At 58.3% G+C, this 23045-nt stretch carries 21 protein-coding genes; 13 read left to right on the forward strand and 8 right to left on the reverse strand.

The genetic code is table 11. The features are described 5' to 3' along the window. Positions 1-48: 48 nt before the first annotated feature. The 4 genes from EOI86_RS07230 to EOI86_RS07245 all read right to left on the reverse strand — a co-directional run bounded on the left by EOI86_RS07230 (position 49) and on the right by EOI86_RS07245 (position 3507). A complete protein-coding gene (locus tag EOI86_RS07230) occupies positions 49-1005 on the reverse strand; it encodes a VPLPA-CTERM sorting domain-containing protein (RefSeq protein WP_127764414.1) in 957 nt (318 codons plus the stop codon). A 59-nt stretch (positions 1006-1064) separates the two neighbouring features. Then, positions 1065-1784, reverse strand: a complete 720-nt coding sequence (locus tag EOI86_RS07235; RefSeq protein WP_127764415.1) for a cyclic nucleotide-binding domain-containing protein — start codon at positions 1782-1784, stop codon at positions 1065-1067. Between the two features lie 155 nt (positions 1785-1939). Beyond that, positions 1940-2494, reverse strand: coding sequence for a VPLPA-CTERM sorting domain-containing protein (locus EOI86_RS07240; RefSeq protein WP_127764416.1), 555 nt, complete (start codon positions 2492-2494; stop codon positions 1940-1942). A gap of 62 nt (positions 2495-2556) precedes the next feature. Continuing rightward, positions 2557-3507, reverse strand: a complete 951-nt coding sequence (locus tag EOI86_RS07245; protein ID WP_127764417.1) for a VPLPA-CTERM sorting domain-containing protein — start codon at positions 3505-3507, stop codon at positions 2557-2559. A gap of 233 nt (positions 3508-3740) precedes the next feature. On the opposite strand from EOI86_RS07245, the gene EOI86_RS07250 reads away from it, so the two are divergent. From EOI86_RS07250 to EOI86_RS07255, 3 genes are all read left to right on the forward strand, one after another. Next, complete coding sequence (locus EOI86_RS07250) at positions 3741-5309, forward strand: winged helix-turn-helix domain-containing protein (protein ID WP_127764418.1); 1569 nt, start codon at positions 3741-3743, stop codon at positions 5307-5309. Positions 5310-5355: 46 nt separating this feature from the next. Further along, on the forward strand, positions 5356-5490 hold the full coding sequence (locus EOI86_RS24880) for a hypothetical protein (RefSeq protein ID WP_275668581.1): 135 nt from the start codon (positions 5356-5358) through the stop codon (positions 5488-5490). 144 nt (positions 5491-5634) lie between these two features. After that, positions 5635-6468, forward strand: coding sequence for a hypothetical protein (locus EOI86_RS07255; protein ID WP_127764419.1), 834 nt, complete (start codon positions 5635-5637; stop codon positions 6466-6468). Between the two features lie 98 nt (positions 6469-6566). Here the strand turns inward: EOI86_RS07255 and EOI86_RS07260 are convergent, their stop codons facing one another. After that, positions 6567-7766 (reverse strand): NAD(P)/FAD-dependent oxidoreductase, encoded by a 1200-nt coding sequence (locus tag EOI86_RS07260; protein WP_127764420.1) that lies wholly within the window; start codon positions 7764-7766, stop codon positions 6567-6569. A 132-nt stretch (positions 7767-7898) separates the two neighbouring features. Further along, positions 7899-10754 carry an excinuclease ABC subunit UvrA gene (gene uvrA, locus EOI86_RS07265; RefSeq protein WP_127764421.1) on the reverse strand — a complete coding sequence of 952 codons (2856 nt, stop codon included), beginning with the start codon at positions 10752-10754 and terminating at the stop codon, positions 7899-7901. A 282-nt stretch (positions 10755-11036) separates the two neighbouring features. Here uvrA and EOI86_RS07270 point away from each other — a divergent pair, with 282 nt between their 5' ends. Further along, complete coding sequence (locus EOI86_RS07270) at positions 11037-12617, forward strand: sensor histidine kinase (RefSeq protein WP_127764422.1); 1581 nt, start codon at positions 11037-11039, stop codon at positions 12615-12617. Positions 12618-12634: 17 nt separating this feature from the next. On the opposite strand, the gene EOI86_RS07275 is transcribed toward EOI86_RS07270, so the two are convergent. After that, complete coding sequence (locus EOI86_RS07275) at positions 12635-13333, reverse strand: molybdopterin-dependent oxidoreductase (protein WP_127764423.1); 699 nt, start codon at positions 13331-13333, stop codon at positions 12635-12637. 279 nt (positions 13334-13612) lie between these two features. On the opposite strand from EOI86_RS07275, the gene EOI86_RS07280 reads away from it, so the two are divergent. From EOI86_RS07280 to EOI86_RS07320, 9 genes are all read left to right on the forward strand, one after another. Further along, complete coding sequence (locus tag EOI86_RS07280) at positions 13613-14386, forward strand: ABC transporter ATP-binding protein (protein WP_127764424.1); 774 nt, start codon at positions 13613-13615, stop codon at positions 14384-14386. 89 nt (positions 14387-14475) lie between these two features. Next, a complete protein-coding gene (locus tag EOI86_RS07285; RefSeq protein ID WP_127764425.1) occupies positions 14476-15225 on the forward strand; it encodes an ABC transporter ATP-binding protein in 750 nt (249 codons plus the stop codon). Then, the gene (locus tag EOI86_RS07290) at positions 15225-16157 is read left to right on the forward strand and encodes a branched-chain amino acid ABC transporter permease (RefSeq protein WP_127764426.1); all 933 of its coding nucleotides are present in this window, start codon (positions 15225-15227) and stop codon (positions 16155-16157) included. Before EOI86_RS07285 ends, EOI86_RS07290 begins: the two co-directional genes overlap by 1 nt. 15 nt (positions 16158-16172) lie before the next feature. After that, positions 16173-17264 (forward strand): branched-chain amino acid ABC transporter permease, encoded by a 1092-nt coding sequence (locus EOI86_RS07295; RefSeq protein WP_127764427.1) that lies wholly within the window; start codon positions 16173-16175, stop codon positions 17262-17264. A gap of 5 nt (positions 17265-17269) precedes the next feature. Beyond that, entirely contained in the window at positions 17270-18460 is a 1191-nt protein-coding gene (locus EOI86_RS07300; RefSeq protein WP_127764428.1) for an ABC transporter substrate-binding protein, read from the forward strand. A 223-nt stretch (positions 18461-18683) separates the two neighbouring features. Beyond that, positions 18684-19193 (forward strand): single-stranded DNA-binding protein, encoded by a 510-nt coding sequence (ssb, locus tag EOI86_RS07305; protein WP_127764429.1) that lies wholly within the window; start codon positions 18684-18686, stop codon positions 19191-19193. Positions 19194-19531: 338 nt separating this feature from the next. Beyond that, on the forward strand, positions 19532-20068 hold the full coding sequence (locus tag EOI86_RS07310) for a PAS domain-containing protein (RefSeq protein ID WP_127764430.1): 537 nt from the start codon (positions 19532-19534) through the stop codon (positions 20066-20068). Between the two features lie 3 nt (positions 20069-20071). Next, on the forward strand, positions 20072-21229 hold the full coding sequence (locus EOI86_RS07315; RefSeq protein ID WP_127764431.1) for a methyl-accepting chemotaxis protein: 1158 nt from the start codon (positions 20072-20074) through the stop codon (positions 21227-21229). Between the two features lie 218 nt (positions 21230-21447). After that, positions 21448-22290, forward strand: coding sequence for a HalD/BesD family halogenase (locus EOI86_RS07320; RefSeq protein WP_127764432.1), 843 nt, complete (start codon positions 21448-21450; stop codon positions 22288-22290). Positions 22291-22327: 37 nt separating this feature from the next. Here the strand turns inward: EOI86_RS07320 and EOI86_RS07325 are convergent, their stop codons facing one another. Further along, the gene (locus tag EOI86_RS07325) at positions 22328-22963 is read right to left on the reverse strand and encodes a TetR family transcriptional regulator C-terminal domain-containing protein (protein WP_127764433.1); all 636 of its coding nucleotides are present in this window, start codon (positions 22961-22963) and stop codon (positions 22328-22330) included. Positions 22964-23045 lie beyond the last annotated feature (82 nt).

The raw sequence follows: 23045 nt of genomic DNA on the forward strand, positions 1-23045 counted from the left end.
CTCCTCCGCCTTTCCAGGCATATACGCAGCATACCATTTTTTAATCCACTAGGCGGCAGTGCGGCGCCGTCGCGAGAGCAGACCAAGCGAAGCAAGCCCAACTGCCAGCAATGGAAGGGCGGGGGGTATGGGCACTGTGCTTACCGTTTCATTACCTTCGTCACCGGTGGGCGGCGGCAATGTCGCGAAGCTGGGTTCCTGGCCATCCGGGAAGTCCTGCAAGAAGGGCTGCGGGAAGAAGGAGAATCTTGCCGCGATGCCATCGAACGACCCGTTCTCTCCCGTGGCGGAAAAACCACCGTCAACTGGGTTGTAGGTGCCGGTCAAATACAACAGTAGAAGGTTCGAACTCGTTGGGGTTATCGCGCCGTCATTCGCGATTTTGAGGATTTCAGCTAAATTCGTGCTTGTGGTTATCGGTGGATTCGAACTGCCGCTAACATAGCTGCGTTCCATTTCCAAGATGAGGAGCGCTTCATCGACTCCATCGGTGTCGTTTATGAGGCTGAGGTTAGCGGAAAAGCCGTCCTTGAAGTCGACGTCGAAGAAGGAGCCCGGTGACGGTACCGTCTGGCCATCATTGATTGACACTGCGTTCGTACCGGCGGCAAAGTTGCCGAAGTCCTTGTCCCCCAAGGTGAATCCCGCGATCGCATCCGTGTAATTGCTTTTTGTGCTGGAAGAGGAAGCGGCGGGGACGTCCAGATTGATTTTAATCGAACCAAGCCCAATCGGATCGTCTGAGAAGTCCAAGCCGAAGGCCTCACCACGGGGATTGTTGCCGGCGTTTTCGTCGATTTCAAAAATGAAGTCGATTGTCAGGATGGAAGCGCTATTGGCGGTCCCAGCTGTTAGCCCAAGTGCAAGGACGGCACCGGAAATCAGCGCACTAAAGATCTTCATTACAAACTCTCCTTTGTTCAATTTGTGCAAGTTTTGGGAGCGCGGCCTATGCGCCTGAGCCAGGCGCATGAGACGGCGGCCCGCCAGGGTATTTACGCTCACAAACCCCTGGTGTTCCTCTTCGCATGGAGGCTGCCCGGGGCCGATCTCTTGGTCTTCGACTACTCCGCTGCATGCTCGAAAGCACAGGTATCAATGGATCGATTTGCTTCTCTCAGCTTCAGTCCCGTATCCGTCGCAAAGGCGGAATCCAGCGCGGATCGAATTTCAAGATTTTGGCGGTAAAGCTGTCGCACCCGGCCGGTTCCTATGCAGAAATATCTGCTGGGTGTTGTTGTCGTAATGGACGCCGTCGCGGGCGCCCCGGTCAGACAGGTCACCTCGCCGATCAAGGCGCCTTTTGGACAGACGCCAACGCGCTTTCCTTTGAAACTGGCTTCCGCTTCGCCTTTCGCCAGATAGACCAATTCCGTGACGGGTTGGTCTTCGATAATGAGCTTGTCGCCGGCGGGGGCGTCGACCCAGCATCCGCTGTCGAGGAACTTGCGCGCGGCCGATTTACTCAAGGCCGGAAATTTGTTTTGAAGGAAATCGGCCTCCTCCGTGGTCAGCTTCACTTTGGCGGCAATCCAACGCAGGCGGGAAATGCCGACCACGCTCAGGGCGATCCAAAAGGTCTGGATCAGGGCCGAGGACAAGTTGAAATCCGCCATCAGGCTGAACAGCACGCACGAGGCGGCCGCAAGATTGAGAGCTGAATACCGATAGGTCTGTCCGGCAACGAGGCCGAGTTGAAGCGCGGCATAGGCGGATACGTAGAGCACGACACCGAGAAGCCCGATGGCGGCGTAAAGGGTGTCGTCATAGAAATGAAGTTCCACGCGCGCCAGACCTTTTTCGGATATCGTTTTTCATCCGCCGCAAGTTTCGAGAATGCCGTGTTCGACCGACGGCAAGGTGATTGCACACTGGGCCTCTTCAAGTCTTTAGCGACGGGAAGTCCGAAGGCTTGAGGCGAGAGGCCTACCCAAAGGGGTCAACTTGTCTTTATCGCTTTGCGCTGCCTGATCCTGGTCATGAAGCCGAAGACACCAAGCGCCGTCGCCAGCAGGGGCAGGGCCGCCGGAAGGGGAACAGCGCTGATTTCAGTAACAGTCAGGGTCAGAGCATTGGGAGACCCTAGGCCGCCGCCTACAGATTCCGACGTATCTACAATTAGCTCGAGGAACGGAGTATTAAAGAAACTGAAGATGGCCGCGACAAAATCGTTCGTGCCTGGTCCTGAGCCGCGAACGCTTAACCCTAAACCGCCAAAAGCAAAAATGCCGCCATTTGGATCATCTAAAAATTCGAAACCAAGCCCGCCGGAAGGTGTGAAGTCTGCGCCTTCACTTGTCAGCAGGTTGATGTTTTCACTGGCGATTGCGGTCGCTGGAATGTCTGTGGAGAAATCCCCGCTGACATCGAAATCGAACTCCACGAGCCCGAGAAGGCCGCCGTCGAAACTACCGGCAATATTGTAAGTGGCAGCTTTGGCATTCACGGAAAGGGCAACAAGGATCACCAAGGCCCCAAATATCGGTTTCAACATTTTCTTTTCTCCGAATTGGACAGGATTGATTGGGTGGTTCGTTCGGCTTGGGACGCCGGCGGTCAGGTCCGGGTTGCGGCGCCCGCTCTCCGCCGCGAGAGCAATCCCAGCGCCGCGAGCCCGGCCAGGAGGAGCGGCAGGCCGGCGGGCAGGGGAACGGTGCTCACCGTGACGTCCGGCGTTTCAGGTCTTTCCTCGATCAGGCCGTCCGGCACGTCCTGGCCGTCTTCGAGCTCGAGCACGCCGTCATAGCGGATGATCAAGGAGGTCACGCCGAAAAATGCGAGTAGCTCCGTCGGCTGTACCCCCGATACCTGCGTGGCGGAAAGGGAGACCATGCTGCTGATCTCATCATGGAAATCGGTGCTCAGAAATTCCTCCAGCGGGCCGGTAACCACGCCGCCGTTGGAAGTGGGGACGTGGCCGATGAGGTCGCTCGTCGCATCGAAGGAAAAGGAATAGTTGAAGGAGATCGGGTGGATAGTGGCCGTGCCGCCCTGACCGGTGGCCACGCCCGAGGCGAGAACCGAGGGGCCGAGATCGGTCTCGAACCCGTCGGGAAAGGTGCTGCCGAACAGTGCGGGCGAGAAGTCCTGCGAGATCAGGTAAGAAAAGTTGTAGGCTGTCGGGATAGAGACCGGCGGCACTAAGGTGATGTTCTTCGGGGCATCGACCCGAAGGCCGACATACTGAATGACCTCGACGGAGACTCTCTCGAGCGAAAAGTCTTGGCCGCTGATCGTCGGCGGGATGGCGTTGTATGTGAAGGTGTTCACGCCGCTCGGGGCAATGTCGAAGACCACGGTATCGAAACGCGTGACGTCCACGTTGGCCGCCTCAGCCGCCGAATTGCCGAATATGGCGGCCGCGCCGGCCAGCGCGGCTATACCAAGTCCATGTAATTTTCGAGATCCGTTTGGCCGTCCCGTCGGTCCGACCTGTCCATTGTTGTCGCCAGTCACACAACCCCCTTTGCCGGCACGGTTTTTCGTGCGCGTGAAGAAGGCATTCATGAACAACAAATGTTGTAGAAATGTTTGAAATACCGCGTGTTAATTCAACCGCTGTTGACATGTCCCGGTGGAGACACGGCCGGAGGAAGACGGTATCTCCACGCATGCCTAGACAGGGTCTTTCTACTTATTTAGCTTTTTTGCATTGGTCCCTTGCGGGGCCTGGTGGCCGCGTCGGTCTCGGAAGAGCCGCCTACGGCAAGTCCGCGCCGTGAGGGGGGAGTAGGGACACGATGAAGACGATCAGGCATGTTCGGTTTTCCCCGGATTTCCGCTGGGCACGCTCGACCGACGGCGAGGAGATCGCCTTCACGCGGTCGGAAGCCAAGGCCCTGACCTGCATCTCCGCTCAGCCCGGGGCCGTCGTTACCCGCAGCCAGATCCTGGATGCCCTCTCGGAACCGGGATCGGAGAAGAACGACCGTACCGTCGATTTCCTGATCAACCGCATCCGGCGGAAGTTGGGGGACGATGCCAGGAACCCGCAGTATATCGGCAGCCGCTACGGCGAAGGATATGTCTGGCTTTCGGATTTGCGGCACCTGGCCACGGACGAGACGCCGACATTCTACGTGGTCGGGCCCATACGGGGATTTTTCCCGACCGAAGAGGTCAGAACAACCATCCTTGAACTTGCGGACCATTTGACGGCGGCGCTGCAGGATCACTGCCGTGGGGATCAACACGTCGTTTTGGATCCCGACTACTACGATGCGGGCTATGCCGGGGCCGCGCGGCCTCGTTACCTGTTCGAAATCACGACCGTGTCGAACAGAAGCAATATGGGATGCGTCCTGACCGTGAAGTCCACTGCTGCCGGTACCTTGATTGCGGCCGAAAGGATCGACCTGACGCATGGCGCTCGACTGGAAGAGCGGCATTTCAAAGAAATCGACCGTCTCGCACCGATCCTTCTGGCGAAGGTATGGAAGTCCGAGGCGACGCGAGGCGAAGACGTCCCGCTGCCGGTTGCGATGAACGATGTTTTCAACACCGAAGACGAAAAGGACAAGACTTGGCGCGATGCGGACAATCGGTTGCGGGAGCTTTTGAAAGACAATCCGCAAGATGACGAAACCAAGCTGATGTACGCGAACCATCTGCACAGCAAATACGTCGTGCTGGGGCCTGAGCTTTTTGCCAAGGGGGAGCAGAATTGCGAGGAGGATGAGCGAGAGATCGAACGTCTTGTCCTGGAAACGCTGCCTTTCGCGCAGACGCGGCCCGATTATTCGATCATGGCGGCGAAACTGCTGTATTTCCTAAATTCCGGCTATGGAAGCATGGCAACGGAACTGGCCGAATCTGCGCATGACGGCAGCACGAAGGTTGCCGCGTCACTCGCGGTGGTGGGGCAATTGCGCAGTTTCAACGGCCGGTTCGATGAAGCGCAGGAGTGTCTGGAGCAGGCGCGGAATCTGGCGAAAAAGGGGTCCGACTTCCACATCTATGTTCTGGTACTGCAATGTCAGATGTTGTTGGCGGCCAACAACAGGAACGCCCTGAAGAAAACCCAACGAGAGCTCTACCGTTCACGCCCAGCGACGATCGTTTTCTTCGAACCGATTCTGACCGATCCGGCGAAACCGTCAATTCGGGCGCAGGCTGTAATCATGATGTTGTCCACCAAACGCGCGCGAGGACTTCTGCAGTACCTTTTCTATATAAGCGGCCGGTTGTTCGAGAAGGTCGAACACCGCGAAAACATGATGCGTGCGCCGCTCATCCTGTTGCGGAGACGGTTTGGTGACGCTGTGCTGACAGAGGAGATGCGCGCCGCTCTGCCGGGACTGACCGGTTGACAATTCGTTCGCCCATCGGGCGAAGGCGACCGCCGGCAAATGGCTGATGCAGGTGGGCACGCTGTCGGGCACCTCCGTCGCCGCCGTCGCGCCAGAGATGTTCGAGGTGATCTTCACCGACCGGGACATCACGAACTATCGCGACGTGGTGGCGGCGGATGCAAAGAAACTCGCCGCCTAAAACGAGGTGTTGCGCGACAGGGGCCTCTTCAAGTCCGACGGCAAGACCTACATCGCCCTCGCGCTGACTGAAGAGCCATGAAGATAGCGAATGCAGGCTGTGAAGAGTTAAAAGCGCGCTTTTCGTTGCCTGCAAGTCGAACGCATGGTTTTAGTGCAGGCGCTTCTTTTGGAAACACTTGGTGAGTTTGTGATGAGTTACATGCGACACGATAGCGAAAGGCCCTTTGGTCTTCCGATCAGGAAACTGACAGCCACTGTCTGTTTTATGATTGTTGCGGTCGCATTGTTCGGCTGCAAACAAGGCCAGGACGTGAGAATACACTCGGAAAAGAAGTTCTCACTTCCGCAAAACGCACCGGATTTGGCCGGAACGTATCTGAGACTCGATACACAGGGCGAGTATGTTCTGAAGCACCAAGGATTCAATGTTTTCGAGTTTATCGGCCCGACACAAAAACTGGATGCAAACGACTTGGCAGAGCTTCGCGAGACGCTAGGCGTTGAAGGCTATAAGTCGTTTGAGGAGGGGGTCAAGAAAGCTCAGAAGAGTGGACCGAGCGAAGAGTTGGAGCTGAGCGCCCAGGAAGTCGACAAAATCGTGGAATGGATCAACGGCGGAACGATCTCCAGCAGAGATAGATTGCTTTTTTCGGCCGCGAAACTCGATCAAGATTTCATTGTGTTTCACGCGCTCAAGGAATTGGAACAAAGAATACAGTTCATCGATCTATTCTCTACAAACGTGAAGGTCAGTGATGTACTGCTCGGTCACTATGCCGGGGGAAATGAACTGGTGCTCTTTGATATTGTTCCTTGTTTGAAAGAAGACTTTCGAAACGAATATGGCAAGCGCCTCAAATTCAATTCTTCCAAAGCTATTACCAAAGGAACATGGCAGGATTTGAAGCAGTTCTTGTTGAGTTGCGCCTCAAAAATCAAGCTTGATCCTGCCGTCCAGGTTTTGAAAATCCAATAGCCGCGGCATACCGTGGCCGGCGCAGGGGCCGTTAGCCGAACAGCCCCCAAAGCCGCCTCCAAACCGCCCCGGAACCACCCTCGGGCCACCCCCGAGTCCTAAGGTTTGAAATCCGTTTCGTAGAGGGCGGCGGCGCCGTTATTGCCCCCTAAATCCTGACCCAGGGCGACGGCCGCGCCGATGCGGCCCAGTTCATCGGAACATTTCGCGCTGGAACCGTTGCCGCCGATCAGCGTCGTGATGCGGTCTGTCTGCCGGGTGATGATCGGCCGGTCGGTTTCCGTATAGGTCGTGACGCAGCTTCCGCAGGTCACGCCCGCATCCCTCAGGCCGGGCATGATGCCGCGCAAGCCATCGGCCAGGCCGGCGGCGACATCGGGGTTTCCACCGGACCGGAACCACTCTTTGATGTCGTCGATGCTGTCCAGCACCACATCTTCCGGCTCTCCACCGATTTTCAGATAGGTTTTGCCGTCGGGATAGGCGACCGGCGGCAGGATATAGGAGTCCAACGATCTGTCGGGCGCGTCGTAGATCAGGGTCGGCATGTTTTTCAACCGTTCCGACTCCGCCGCGTCGACTTCCAGCAAGGCGATGGTCCGTGCGTAAACCTTCAGCGGGATCGGCTGGGCAAGCAATCCTTCCGCCTTGGAAAAACCACCGCAGGCGACGATGACATTCGCTGCTTCCACCTTAGACCCATCCGCGCAATGGACGCGCGCGGTATCGCCTAATTCCTCGACCCGGGCGGCTTCAACGGGGAAAAGCGTCGCGCCCAGGCTTTCCGCTGCCGCGATCTGCGCGCGGACATGGGCGCGCGGGTTCACGTAGCCGGCGTTCTTTGCCTCAAAGACAGCATGGACACCTTCGGGAAAGGCGAAAATGGGAAAGCGCTGCTGTAGGGCTGCTTCATCCAGGTAATCGTACGCGATGCCGTGGGCGTCGCAGACCGCGCTGGAGTCCAGCATGAAGGTGCTGACCGGATTGTTCGGGTCGGCGGGACCCGCGATCAAGGACCCAACTTCATGGAAGAAGCGCGTCTTGCCCTGTTCCTCGATTTCCGCATAGCGGGCGACGGATTCCATGGAAAGGCGCGACCAGTCCCGCTGGCCGTCGGCCCGGCGGGTGATCCGCGCCTGATCGTAATGGCTGGCGAAAACACCGGTATGGCTGGCGGTATCCTTCGGCTCCGGCGGGCCGATCAGCGCGACCGAAGCGCCGGATAATGCCAAATGCCGGGCAGCGGCACTGCCCATCATACCCGCGCCGATAACGGCGACGTCGAATTGTGATGTCATGGTGGGGATCTCTCGAAAAAAAAACTGAGGGTCGGGTCGGGGTTGAGTTTGCCGTACCGCCGACCGGTCCCACAAGCATCGGGCGTGAATAGCGGCCATTCCGATTTGAAACCCCGGAATGGCCGCTTGTTATCAGCCCGCTTTTTTCTTCGCTTTTGCCGGTTTCGCCTTCACATACGGCCGCAGGTATTGGCCGGTATGGCTGCGGTCGACGGCGGCCACGTCTTCGGGCGTGCCCTGGGCCACGACTTCGCCACCCTTGTCGCCGCCTTCCGGGCCGATATCGATCACCCAGTCGGCGCATTTGATGACTTCAAGATTGTGTTCGATGACCAGCACCGTGTTGCCGGTATCGACCAGTGCCTGAAGCACTTCCAGCAAGTTGCGCACATCCTCGAAATGCAGACCCGTGGTCGGCTCGTCCAGGATATACAGTGTCTTGCCCGTCGCCTTGCGGCTGAGTTCCTTGGCCAGTTTCACGCGCTGGGCCTCACCGCCCGAAAGCGTCGTCGCCTGCTGACCCACCTTGATATAACCAAGGCCGACCCGTTGCAGTGTCACCATCTTGTCTCGGATGATCGGCACCGCCTTGAAGAACTCCGCCCCCTCATCGACCGTCATGTCCAGAACATCGGAAATCGACTTGTCCCGGAACTGGATTTCCAGGGTTTCGCGGTTATAGCGCTTGCCCTTGCATTGGTCGCAGGTGACGTAGACGTCGGGCAGGAAGTGCATCTCGATCTTGATGACGCCGTCGCCCTGGCAGGCCTCGCACCTTCCGCCCTTGACGTTGAAGCTGAACCGGCCCGGCTGATAGCCGCGCGCCTTCGCTTCGGGCAGACCCGCGAACCACTCCCGGATCGGTGTAAAGGCGCCGGTATAGGTCGCCGGGTTGGACCGTGGCGTGCGGCCGATCGGCGATTGGTCGATATCGATGACCTTGTCGATATAGCGGGTTCCGTCGATCCGCCGATACGGCTGCGGCGAGGTGCGGGCCTTCATCAGGTCGCGCGCCAGGGCCGCATAGAGGGTTTCGATCACGAAGGTGGATTTGCCGGACCCTGAAACACCGGTCACGCAGGTCAGCGTGCCCAGCGGGACTTCCGCGGAAATGTTTTTCAGGTTGTTGCCGGTCGCGCCCGTCACTTCCAGGATCTGCCGCGGATGGCCGGGCCGGCGCGTCTTGGGTACCGAAATCTCCCGCCGTCCGGTGAGATAGGCGGCTGTGATGCTCTCCTCGCACTGCATCACTTCCTCGGGCAGGCCGGCGGCGACCAGATGGCCGCCATGGATGCCGGCGCGCGGCCCCATATCGACCAGATAGTCGGCGGCGCGGATAGCTTCCTCGTCATGTTCGACGACGATCACCGTGTTGCCCAGGTCGCGCAGGCGCTTCAGCGTCGCCAGCAGGCGGTCGTTGTCGCGCTGATGCAGGCCGATGGAGGGTTCGTCCAGAACATAGAGAACCCCGGTCAAGCCGGACCCGATTTGCGAGGCGAGGCGGATACGCTGGCTTTCCCCGCCCGACAAGGTGCCGGAATTACGGCTGAGCGACAGGTATTGCAAGCCGACATTGTTCAGGAAGCCCAGCCGCTCGTTGATTTCTTTCAGGATGCGATAGGCGATTTCCTTTTGCACCGGCGTCAGATGTTCTTCCAACCCGGTGAACCATTCGGCCGCATGCAGAATGGAAAGCCTGGATGCTTCCCCGATATGCTTGTCCCCGACCTTCACGGCCAGGGCTTCCTTCTTCAGGCGATAGCCGCCGCATTCGGCGCAGTCCGAGAAGGATTGGTATTTGGACAGTTCCTCACGGACCCAGGAACTGTCGGTTTCCTTCAACCGGCGTTCCATGTTGGGGATGACCCCTTCGAAACCCTTGGTCGTCGAATAGGACCGCATGCCGTCGTCATAGCGGAATTTGATCTTCTCTTCCGTGCCGTGAAGGATCGCATCCTGCACGTCCTCCGGCAGTTTTTCGAAGGCATCGGTCATGCTGACGCCAAAATGCTCGCAGATCGAGGTCAGCGTCTGGGTGTAATAGGGCGAGGAGGAATTCGACCAGGGTGCGATCGCCCCCTTGGCGAGCGACAGGGACCGGTCGGGCACCGTCATCTCCGCGTCGAAGGTCATTTCCGTGCCGATCCCGTCGCAGGCCGGGCAGGCCCCGAAGGGATTGTTGAAGGAAAACAGGCGTGGTTCGATTTCCTCAATCGTGAATCCGGAAACCGGACAAGCGAACTTGGCGGAAAAGATCGTCTGTTCGCCATTTTCCGCGTTTTCCGCGAAAAGCAGGCCATCGGCCAGTTCCAGGGCGGTTTCAATGGAATCCGCCAGCCGTGATTCCAGGCCCTCGCGAACGACGACGCGGTCGACCACCACTTCGATATTGTGCTTCAGCTTCTTGTCGAGGGCTGGGACTTCCTCGATCTCGTACATTTTCCCGTCGACCTTCACGCGCTGGAAACCGCGTTTCTGAAGGTCGGCAAATTCCTTGCGGTATTCGCCCTTGCGCCCGCGCACCATGGGGGCCAGCAGGAACAGGCGCGTGCCTTCCGGCATGGCAACGATCCGGTCGACCATCTGGCTGACGGTCTGACTTTCGATCGGAAGCCCCGTCGCGGGCGAATAGGGCACGCCGATCCGCGCCCAAAGCAGACGCATATAATCATAGATTTCCGTCACCGTGCCGACGGTGGAACGCGGGTTCTTGGACGTGGTCTTCTGTTCGATGGAGATCGCGGGCGACAGACCTTCGATCAGGTCGACATCCGGTTTCTGCATCATTTCAAGGAACTGGCGCGCATAGGCGGAGAGCGACTCCACATAGCGGCGCTGGCCGTCCGCATAAATCGTGTCGAAGGCAAGGGACGATTTACCCGACCCGCTGAGACCGGTGATTACCACCAGTTGGTCGCGGGGAAGGTCAACGTCTACGTTCTTCAGGTTATGTTCGCGCGCGCCGCGCACACGGATTGTCGGCGTCATTCGGCTCCACCCAAGGGGTTTAGAGGGAAATTACATATGGCGTGTGGGTACGCCGGGGGTGCGTACTATATAGTCCTACGCCCGTGCATACGAGGGTGGATTTAAGATTTTTTGGTCAGGGCCCCTTTCAAAGGGCTAATGTGGCGCGCTTAAGGGGCGTGTGATGCTTGCAAAGCCCTAATATTCAACGATAACGATGGGGTGCGGATATTCCGTCCCTGGACCGATCCGCCCTGTATGAGATGATGAGCTGTTACTTTTATTCAAGGGCCCATTCCAATAATGGCTAAGGCGAACCGCGCACCGCGAGAAGACCATTGGGTGTTCCCAACCTCGGATGCCTTGACGCTGTTTGAAAGGTCGGTTTTGCCGATCTGGATATTCGACGTCGATCGTCATGCGATGTGGTGGGCGAATGATGCAGCCTTGAAATTTTGGAACGCGGAGTCGCTGGACGCCTTGCTGGCGCGCGACTATTCCGCCGACAGCGCAACCGTCCGAAAGCGTTTGCGTGCAGTCGTCGATACGGCGCAAGCCGGCGATAGCGTGGAAGATACCTGGACCCTCTATCCCAAAGGGGTGCCGACCCCGGTCCGCGGACGGATGACGCCGGTCCGTATCGATACCGACAATCGCAAGGGGATCATGTTCGAGGTTCACAAGATCGATAATCAGGTCTTGGAAGTGTCGGACCGCCGACTTGTCGAGGCAACTCGCTATACCACGGTGATGATCAGCTATTTCGGTTTGGACGGAGAGCTTCTCTCGATGAATCCGGCGGCCATATATGCTTATGGTAATCAGCAAAGCCAAATCGCGGGTGGTAAGGTCGAGGAGAAAAATCATTTTCTGACCCGGTTCAAGGACCGTGATCTTGGCCGCGCCCTGTTCGACCGGGCGAAAATGGGCGGCGAACCATCAGGCGAATACGAAGTCCGACTGACGCCCGACGGAATTTGGCACCGGATCGATCTGCATTTGGGCCGTGACCCGATAAACGGGGATGCTTGTATCATCGTTGTGGAAGAGGACGTCTCTTCCTTGAAAAAAGCGATGCTGGATCTGGAGAAACTCAACCGCACGCTTGAAGACAGGGTTGCCGAGCGGACGCGGGAATTGCAACAGGCGCAGCGCAAGGCAGAGGACGCCAACCGGGCGAAGTCCGACTTCCTGGCGCGGATGAGCCACGATTTGCGGACGCCGCTGAACGCCATCCTCGGTTTCTCACAAGTGCTATCCTCGAATGAGACGCAGGAACTGGCGGCGCTGAAGTTCCGGTCCTATGGCGGGGATATCAACACCTCGGCTCAACGTTTGCTGGAACTGGTGGACGACCTACTCGATCTGTCACGGATCGAGGCCGGGCAGTTCCCGGTCAATCCAGAGCCTTTGAACCTGGTCACCATGCTGGATGAGACGCTGCATATGTTTCGTCCGAGTTTTCCGGCGATATCGATTTCCATGGATCACAAGGATGTATCGGACCCGACTGTCGTATCCGACCGGCACGGTATCTCCCTCATCACGACCAACCTGATCTCCAATGCCTTCAAGTACACATCGGGCAAGGGTACGGTATCGATCACGATATCGGATGACCCGGATTCGGATGCCCGCATCGTTACCGTCGCGGATACGGGTGAAGGTATCGGCGCGGATGACTTGGAAAATATCTTCGAGCCTTACCAGCGCGGCAGCGCGACAACCTCGCAGAAAACAAAGGGAACGGGCCTCGGCCTCAGCATCTGCAGCCGCTTGGCGGATTTGCTGAAAATCGACCTGAAGATCGACTCCGATCTGGGCAAGGGAACGACCGCGACGCTGATCATCCCGAAAAAGCTGGAGCAGCCTGAAGAGGCATAGCGCGTCGGGCGCGATAGTCACCCGTACCGTTCTTCCTTCCATGGGTCGCCGCGATGGTGGTAGCCGCGGTTTTCCCAATAGCCACCGGGATCACCCTCGGTGAACCAGATCTGCTTCACCCATTTGGCGCTTTTCCAGAAATACAGATGCGGCACGACAAGGCGTACCGGACCGCCATGCTCCCGGGTGAGGGGCCGGCCTTCCCAATCGGTGGCGAGAAGCACGTCGGGCTGTTTCAGGTCGGTGAGGGTCAGCGCCGTTCCGAACCCGTCATGCCCCTTGAAGATTGCGTGGGTCGCTTGCGGTGCCGGTCGGGCGCGGTCCAGAAGCGCGGTCATCAGGATGCCGCGCCAGCGATTGTCGAACCGGGACCAGCCTGTGACGCAATGGATGTCACAAAGTTTGTCCACAGGACCGATGTTGTTGAATTCCTGCCAGTCCAGTTTCCCGGGGGCGGCGCATAGCCCACCCCAGGTGATCGACCAGCTATTACGATCGATCAGCGGGCGGCTGCCCAGGTCGAGCACCGGGAAGGAGGTTACGCGTTCCTGTCCCGGCGGCAGGCGTTTGCGCCGGGCCGGGTCGGCCTGCCCGGTCAAGCGTTTCCCCTCAGCCACCGCCTGTTGTTTCACCGCGACAAGGCGCGGTTTGACGGGTATCGGGTCGAAACCGGGGGACCGTTCGACGGGGTGGCGGAACCGGTCATAGAGGTTCATGTTCTAGCCTAGTCTTCCATGAAAACGGGGCGGATTTCCGGGAACGGTACTCCAGTCCGGTGCAGCCCGCCAAACAAGCCCGCGTGAGCGGTTTGGCGACGGGCGCCGGGGCCATGAAAGGGGCTTTCGCGGCCCGGCGCATGGGGCTATAAGCGATTCAAAGATAGAGTGGCGGGTGCATCCAAACCGGCCGCAACAACAGGGGGCTTGAACGGTCGATTATCCGGAAAACCGGAAGGGAGCGTTCGGCAAGTCTAGGAGCCGGGAGTAACTCGTTTCTTGATTACTATTGAGAACGTATCGAAGTCGTTCGGTGGCGTGCAGGCCGTTTCCGGATGCAGTTTCACCATTGAAGAAGGTTCGATCACCGGTTTGATCGGCCCGAACGGGGCCGGCAAGACGACTCTGTTCAACATGATCGCCGGGGCCTTGGCGCCGACATCCGGAAAGATCCTGTTCCAGGGCGAGGACATCACCGGGCTGTCGTCGGACAAGCTGTTCCATAAGGGTATCGTGCGGACGTTCCAGATTCCGCATGAATTCGACAAGATGACCTCGCTGGAAAACCTGATGGTCGTTCCGCCGGGACAGATGGGGGAGAGCATCTTCAACACCTGGTTTCGCCCCGGTGCGGTCCGGGCGGAAGAGGCCGAGGTCCTGCGCAAGGCGGAAGAAGTTCTGGAATTCCTGCAACTGACCCATATCCGGGACGAGTTGGCCGGCAATCTCAGCGGTGGCCAGAAAAAACTACTGGAACTGGGCCGGACCATGATGACGGATGCCAAGGTCGTGCTGCTGGACGAACCCGGCGCCGGTGTGAACCGCACCCTGTTGAAGAAGCTGGCGGATTCGATCCGTCAGTTGAATGTGGAGAAGGGTTACACCTTCGCGGTCATCGAACACGACATGGACCTGATTTCCTCGCTTTGCCACCCGGTGGTCTGCATGGCGCAGGGCAGCGTCCTGACCCAAGGAAAATTCGAGGATGTTCGCTCCGACGAACGTGTGCTGGAGGCCTATTTGGGAAGTTCCGCGCATGAAGCGGCGGAGTAGGCAGGCGTGATTTCGGTTCCGGCGAAACGGCATTCGGCATGCCGATGCCGGAAGGTGGCCGAAAAGGGGTTTGTGATGAAGGGTGTTGCATGAGCGAGGTTTTGCTGCATCTCCAAGGCGTTACCGGCGGCTATGGGGAAGCGGATATTCTGCACGATGTGTCGATGGAGGTCGCGCCCGGCGAAGTGGTTGTGATCGTCGGCCCGAATGGGGCGGGCAAGTCGACGGCGATGAAATCCGTCTTCGGTCTGCTGAACGTGCGCGGCGGAAAGATCATTTTCGATGGCCAGGATCTGACCGGCCTGCGTCCCGACGAAGTGGTGCAGCGCGGCGTTTCCTATGTGCCGCAGACGGAAAACGTCTTTCCCAGTCTTTCCGTTCACGAAAACCTGGAAATGGGCGCTTATCTGCGCAACGACGATATTTCCGATGCGCTGGAACGGGTCTATGGCCTGTTCCCGCCGCTTCGTGAAAAGCGCCGACAGGCGGCGGGCACGCTTTCGGGCGGGCAGCGTCAGATGGTGGCCATGGGCCGCGCGCTGATGCTGGACCCTAAACTGCTGTTGCTCGATGAACCGACCGCGGGGCTCAGCCCTCTCTATATGGATCAGATCTTTTCCATCGTCCGGGAAATCAACGCCCTGGGCGTTGCCATTCTTATGGTCGAACAGAATGCGAAACAGGCGCTTGGCATCGCGCACCGGGCCTATGTGCTGGTCGACGGCACCAACCGGCATGACGGGACGGGCCAGGAATTGCTCGACGATCCGGAAGTGGCGGAAATGTTCCTGGGCGGCGGCAAGCCGGCCGCGGGTGACGGATCGGGGGCCGCGGAATAATGCTGGAATTCGTCAATTTCTATTTCATCCCCGGTCTGGTCCTGGGCTGTATCTATGCCCTGGGCGCGATCGGCGTCACCTTGACCTTCGGCATCCTGCGCTTTGCGAACTTCGCTCATGGCGAGGTGATGATGGTGGGTGCCTTCCTGACCTGGACTTTCATGGATTTCATGACCGGTGCCGGTCTTGCGCTGCACCCGCTGGTCGCGGCCATTCCGGCTGTCGTGATCGCGATCGGGGTTTCGGTCTTCGTTGATCGTTATTTCTATCGACCGTTCCGGAAAAGCTCGCCGATCATCGTCGTGATCGCAAGTTTTGGGATGATGCTGGTACTGCGCAGTCTGGTGCAGGTCATCTGGGGCCCGAACCAGATCACCTTTGTGAAGGGTATCGCGAAACCGAACGGGGCGATCCGCGAGGCGACCTCGGATATGGGCATGATGATCCTGGTGCCGGACAAGCACCTGCTGATCATGGTCGGCACGATCGTCATCATGCTGGCCTTCAATTACATCCTGACCAGCACGCGGATGGGCAAGGCGATGCGGGCAGTTTCGGACAATCCGGACCTGGCGCGCACGTCCGGCATCAATGTGGAATCGGTAATCCGCAATATTTGGGTGATCGGCGGTTTCTGCGCGGTCGCCGCAGGCGTCTTCCTGGCCATGGATACGCAGTTCATCGAATCCACCATGGGCTTCCGGATTTTGCTGCCGATTTTCGCGGCGGCGATCCTGGGCGGCATCGGTCGACCTTTTGGCGCGGTCGCGGGCGGATTGATCATCGGACTGGCGGAAGAGCTGGTGGCCTATCCCTGGATCGGGGACGCGCCGCTGATCAGCCCCGGCTACAAGAGCGGCATCGCTTTCATGATCATGGTCGTGATGCTCATCGTCCGGCCCAGCGGTCTGTTCCGCGGCAAAGTGTTTTAGGGGGAGGGTCGAGATATGGATCAAATGCTCGGATATTTCCTCTACGCGATGTCGTTGCTCACCATGGGCGGCATCTATGCCATCCTGGCGTTGGGGCTGAACGCGCAATGGGGGTTCGCGGGCCTGTTCAACGCGGGTATCGCGGGTTTCGCGGCCCTGGGCGCCTATACCTATGCGTTGCTGACCACGGCTGACAGCCCGTTTCACTATGGCGGTCTGGGCCTGCCGCTGGTGATCGGCGAAATGGTTGCCATGGTGGTCTCGGGCATGGTCGCCGCGGTGATCGGGGCGATCTGTATCCGACTACGCGCGGACTATCTGGCTATCGCGACCATCGGCATCGCCGAAATCATCAAGCTGGTGATCAAGAATGAGACCGATATCACCAATGGGCCGCGCGGCATAAACAAGATCCCGCGTACGTGGGAACACTTGACGGAGGAGCGGTTTTATTCCTCCTGGCCGATGTCGATGTTCAATACGCCCGAGGGCTGGGTCAGCTTCTTCGACAGTTTACCGGCCTGGTGGTGGCAGCCGTTCTTCGCGGCCACGGTCCTGGTGATCATGTTCATCTTCTACTTCCTGTTGGAACGCGCGCGCCTGTCGCCCTGGGGCCGGATGATGGCCGCCATTCGCGATAATGAGGTTTCCGCACGCGCGGCGGGCAAGGACGTGACCGGCCGCCGGATCGAGGCGTTCATTCTGGGCGCGGTCATCATGGGCATGGGCGGCGCCTTGCTGGCGCAGCATCTGCGGTTGATCGAGCCGACGAACACCTTCGACCCGGCCAAGATGACTTTTCTGGTCTGGGTCATGTTGATCGCCGGCGGTTCTGGCAACAACCGGGGGGCGATCCTGGGTGGTTTCCTGGTTTGGGTGCTGTGGTCCGGATCGGAACTGATGATCAAGGGCAGCATCGACGTCATCGCGAGTATTTTCTCTGATTGGGATCCGGCTATTCTGCAAACCAGGGCCGGTTTCCTTCGGATGCTTTTAATTGGGCTGCTCTTGCAACTAGTATTGCAGAAGTACCCAGGTGGGATCCTGCCGGAAAAACGACCCGCCGTTTCGGGCAGGAACGCAAAGCGAGCGGGGAATAGGGAATGAGAGTCATGAAACGTATACTGTTTGGAAGCCTTGCCGCCGCCATGTTGGTGGCCGGTAGCGCCCAGGCGCAGGTGAAGGTCGGTAACGCAATGGCCGTTACCGGTCCGATCCCCGATCTGGTGGCGCCGATGGTTGCGGCCGTCGATCTCGCCGCGAAGCATATCAACGAACAGGGCGGTGTCCTGGGCGAGAGCTATGAAGTTGTCCGCGCGGATAGCGCCTGCGACCCGTCTGCGGCCGTTGACGCCGTGACCAAGCTGATCAACGTCGATCAGGTTCTGGGCATCCTTGGCCCGGTCTGCTCCGGTGCCACGATCGCCCAAGCCGAATCGGTCTCGATCCCGGCCGGTGTCGTCACCTTGTCGGTCTCGGCTTCCTCACCGGCCATCACCTCGATGGAATCCGGCACGGATCTGGTCTTCCGGGCGGCGGCTTCCGATGCCTATCAGGGTGTCGCGCTCGCCGATTTGACGCTGGCCAGCGGCATCAAGGAAATTGCCGTTTCCTATGCGAACGACGATTACAACGCCGCGATCGCTCAGGTCTTCGCCAAGGTCTATGAGGAAAAGGGCGGCAAGGTCGTCGCCATGGAAGCGCATGAGCCGAACAAGGCCTCCTACCGGTCCGAAGTACAGACCTTGTCCAAAGGAACCAACGCATTGGCGCTGTTCGCCTATTATGGTTCCAGCGGCATCACCATCATGCGGAACGCGCTTGAAACCGGTGCTTTCGACACCTTCATCGGTGCCGATGGCATGCTGGCCCAGGAAGTCATCGACCAGATCGGTGCGGAAAACCTGGGTAATGCAACCTTCACCACCTCCGCTTCCGACGATACGACGGATGCATACAAGGCTTGGCAGGCCCTGGCCGAAGCAGCCGGTGTGCCGGCAGCCGATCCGTTCGTGCCGAACTCGTATGATGCGACCTTCATGATGGCCATGGCGATCGAAAAGGCCGGCTCCGCGGACCGCAGCAAGATTGCCGCGGCATTGCGCGAAGTCGCCAACGCGCCGGGTGAGGTCATCCTGCCGGGCGAATGGGCAAAGGCGAAGAAGCTCATCGGTGAAGGCAAGGATGTGAACTATGTCGGTGGCGCGGGTCCGCAGGATTTCGACGCTAACGGCGATGTCCAGGGGTCCTTCTCCAAGAACACGGTCGTTGGCGGTAAGTGGTCCGCGACCCTGATCAAGTAAGCTTTTCCGGAATTTCCGGTTGGTTTGGGAAACGCAGGGCTTCGGCCCTGCGTTTTTCTTTATCTTATCCACAGCTTTTCGAATTCTGGGGGCGACTCCGCCTTTGTTCGCGCCCGCCGGGTCCCTTATAGTCGCGAGGCGGCGCCAAGCGCGTCGAACCAGTTGAAACGAAGCAACGGTGCTGCCTTTTCGTGCAGTGCCGGGAATTAGGTTGGAGAGGGTCATGGCCGGCAGCGTCAATAAAGTCATCTTGGTCGGAAATCTCGGGCGCGACCCGGAAGTGCGCACCATGCAGAACGGCGGCAAGGTCGTGAATCTGTCGCTCGCCACCTCGGAAACCTGGAAGGACCGGGACGGCAATCGTCAGGAAAGAACCGAATGGCACCGTGTCGTTATCTTCAACGAACGGCTGGGTGAAGTGGCTGAGCGTTACCTGAAGAAGGGTTCGACGATCTATATCGAAGGTAGCCTGCAGACCCGCAAATGGACGGACCAATCGGGCCAGGAAAAATATTCGACTGAAGTTGTGCTGCAGCGCTTCCGCGGTGAACTCACCATGCTCGGCGGCCGCAATGACGGTGGCGGCGGTGGCGGCGGATATGGCGGCAGCCAAGGCGGCGGGTACGACGACGGCGGTTATGGCGGCGGTTCCGGCGGCGGTCAAGGTGGCGGCCAGGGCGGCGGTTCCGGTCCCGATTATTCCCAGGACCTGGATGACGAAATTCCGTTCTAGGGGTTACTGAAACGATCACGTTTTAAACGAGGGGCTGATGCTCCTCGTTTTTTTTGCACCTTACCCTAACGCAATGAAACCAAGCGGGGCAGTCGGGGTACCTTCGTTCGTATTGTACCGGGCTGTGATGTTGTCGGCATGACCAAAAAACTAAACATTAGAATACAATAAAATGAGGTTTACTTATTTACGAAAGGCGTGCTTTCCTCACCCTTGACGTTGGTGGTCACGCGGTACGTTCACGATTCAGGATGCCCGTCATTGCACCGTACCCACGATTGAGAAGGGTCAGAACATCCAATCGATAAAATGACTTCGGAAATTTTGAGTGGGGAATCATGTCCATAGAGAAATCCAATTCCTTGACTGGCCATGAGCGGAAGATGCGGCCGGACCAGATCATCGTCACCAAGACCGATTTGTCGGGCAAGATACGATACGGCAATCGGACGTTTTTCGAATTTTCCGACTATTCCGGTGATGAGTGCATCGGCAAACAACACAACTTAATCCGGCATCCCGATATGCCTCGGACCGTGTTCGACTTGCTGTGGAAGACCATCGCCGCAGGCAACGAGATCTTCGCCTATGTGAACAATAGGTCCAAGAATGGCGATAATTATTGGGTTCTCGCCCATGTCACGCCCAGCCGTGACAGCGCAGGCAGTATCATTGGTTATCACAGCAACCGGCGTGCCCCGAACCGCGACGCACTCAACGAGCATATAATTCCGCTGTATCAGCGCTTGCTGAAGGCCGAGCAGGCGGCTTCGTCGCCCAAGGCCGCCTTGGCGGATGGCGCGGCGATTGTTGATTCCATCCTTCGCGAACGGTCGATGAGTTTCAACCAGTTCATGTTTTTCTTGGGAGTCTGAGCAATGATCGGGTTCAACATCGCCTCCAATCAAGACATATCCAAAGCATTGCCGATTATGCGTGAAATCGCCGGTGGGAACTTCGACCTGCGTCTTATGGACATTACGGGGACGGGGGAAACCGCTGAATTGCTGCACCTGGTCAACGACCTGATCGACCGTTGCGACGCCTATGTTCGGGAATCTTCCGCGTGCATGGAACATGTCAATGACAGCAAGTACTGGCGCAAGATCATAGAAACCAGCATGCAGGGCGATTTTTTGACGGCGTCCAAGAAGGTCAATACTGCATTGTCGTCTATGGAAGGCCGGGTCGAACAGTTTTCAGGTGTTATTCGTGATTTTCGCGGAAGCATTGCGTCGGTGGTCGATACAGTGGCTTCCGCTTCGACTGAATTATCTGCTTCCTCCGAGTCGATGCAGCAGATTTCGGCCACAACAAACGAAAAGGCTGAGATGGTCTCCACAACCGCGGAGAAATCTTCGACCAATGTTGAAACCGTTGCCGCTGCGTCCGAGGAATTGTCCTCTTCCATTCGGGAAATCAGCGATCAGGTTTCTACAGCCACCCAAGCGGCCGGCCAGGCTGCCAGCCTAGCGGTCGAGGCGGCTTCAACCGTGGAAACCTTGGAGCGCGCGACACAGGATATCGCCTCGGCCTTGGAATTGATCACGGATATTGCCAATCAAACCAATCTTTTGGCGTTGAATGCAACGATTGAAGCGGCGCGGGCGGGGGAGGCCGGAAAAGGCTTCGCGGTGGTTGCCAACGAGGTGAAAGCCTTGGCGACGCAAACCGCGTCGGCGACAAACCAGATTTCGGAATACATCGCCGGTATTCAGAATGCCACAGGGGAGACCGTGACCCGTATTCGGGATATCGGCAGCCAGGTCGAGCGTGTGACCGAAGGCAATGCCGGTGTATCCGCCGCGGTTGAGGAGCAGGCCGCCGCAACCCGGGAGATTGCACGGAATATTGACCAAGTTTCCCAAGGCACAGCGGAAATGTCCTCGAGTATCGCCACGGTAAGCGATGCGGCCAAACAGACAGGTGAGTCAGCTACGGAAGTTCATGCGGCGGCATCCGAATTATCGGAACAATCGGAAAAACTGCGTCGGGTTGTCGACGAATTCCTTCAGCGTGTCGAGGCCATCGTATAGGGCGTCGGTGCAGCGCCACCCTTCAAATCGGCTTTAGGGAAAATCGCCGGCGCGTTACTGTTTTTCCTATAATCCAATATATTGAGTTGTCGGCCCTTGGGTTTCGTTTTTCCCAAGTGGTGACGCCTTTAAATTTGTTGAACGATCAACAAAGATTATGGTAGAGGTGAGAAAAGCAGAACGATAGACCTATTCGGAAATTCGGAGGCGACGCTGACATGACCACCAATACCCAAACCCCGGAAGCCTTGACGCCGGACCAGGTGATCAATCTGGACGCCTATCCCTTGCATCAGCCGGAAAGCGAATCCTTCGCGCGTATCGCCGCGCAGGCAAAGGCGGAACTGGACACGAAGCAATATGTCGTTCTGCCGAACTTCATCCGTCCCGAAGCGCGGCGGCAGGCGGTGGCACAGATCGGAACGGTGCTGCCGGCGGCCAATCACAACGCGTCGACCCGGAACTGTTACCTTCAGCGTCGGAAAGACCCGACCCTGCCGGACGACCATCCCCGAAACATCCTGTTTCCGGCCAGCACCTGGATGCTGGCTGCCGACCGGCTGCCCGCCGACAACCCGCTGAAGACTATGTATTACTGGGACAATATGATCGACTTCGTCGGGCGCATCGTGGGGACGGAGCAGCTCTATGCCAATGATGATCCGATGCAGCCGGTCAATGCGGTCTGCTACAAGGATGGGGATCAATCGGCCTGGCATTTCGACTCGGTCAATGCCTTCACCATGACCCTGATGCTCCAGGCGCCGGAATCCGGCGGGCGTTTTGAAATCATTCCCAATACGCGCCGCGATGACGATGAATGCATCGACCGGGTGCGCCAGGCGGTACAGGGTGACAGTGCCGACTGTGTGGAAGTGGCGCGGGAAGAGGGGGCTCTGTGCATTTTCCGGGGCTGCAATTCCCTGCACCGCGTATCGCCCGTGGCGGGCGACCGGATGCGTATCATGGGTGTCTTCGTCTATGAAAAGGAACCCGGTGTGATCGGTGATCCGGAAGTCAACGAAACGGTCTATGGCCGGGCGACCGCGGCGGCGGAGTAATCAGACCGTCGATGTCCGGACTTTCTATCGAAACAGCTTATCGCGGCAGGAAATCGTCGATGAAACGCTGGCAAAGTTCGGTCGCCTGTTTCTGCGACAGGACCTTGTCGTGAATCGACAGGCCCAGCCATAAACCGTCCATCAAGGCGATCAAACCCAGGGCAGCGTTGCGGGCGTCTATGGTGGCGCCGGCTTCCTCGGCCGCGGCCGCGAAATAGCTTTCCACCCGTTTGGCATAGTCGGTGTAAAGCTCCCGGTTGGCTTTCTTCACAAGCGGATTAAAGCGGACCTCGTGCCAGAAGCTGAGGAAGGCGCCCCGGTTCCGCTTGGTGAAGACTTTGTCGGAAAATAGAACCGCCGGTATCGCCCGCAACTGCGCGCTTTTCGACCGCGGGTCGATCTTAGCGGTTTCCTTGGCGACCTGGTCGGTCAGGCTGTCGAAAAGGTGCTTGAAGGCTTCCGCGACAAGCGCTTCCTTGCTGGCGAAGTAATGGCCGGTCAGGCCGCGTGACGCGCCGGCGGCATCGCAGATCGTTTTAAGCGTCGTGCCCGCGACGCCGAACTCCGCCATCGACGTAATGGTTCCTTCCATCAAGCCGATACGGCGGAATTCATTGATCTCCGCGTGGGTCTTCGGCCGCTGGACAACGGTGCGTTGCGATTTTTCTGCCATCGGCTGCGCGGTGGCCCCTAAGGAAAGGGCCCATCCGCCTTTCGGTTGTTTCTAAAGGCGGATGGGCGGATTCTACATATCC

Origin of the sequence: Hwanghaeella grinnelliae, from assembly GCF_004005845.1 — a bacterium.
In the GTDB taxonomy this organism is placed as follows: domain Bacteria; phylum Pseudomonadota; class Alphaproteobacteria; order UBA8366; family Aestuariispiraceae; genus Hwanghaeella; species Hwanghaeella grinnelliae.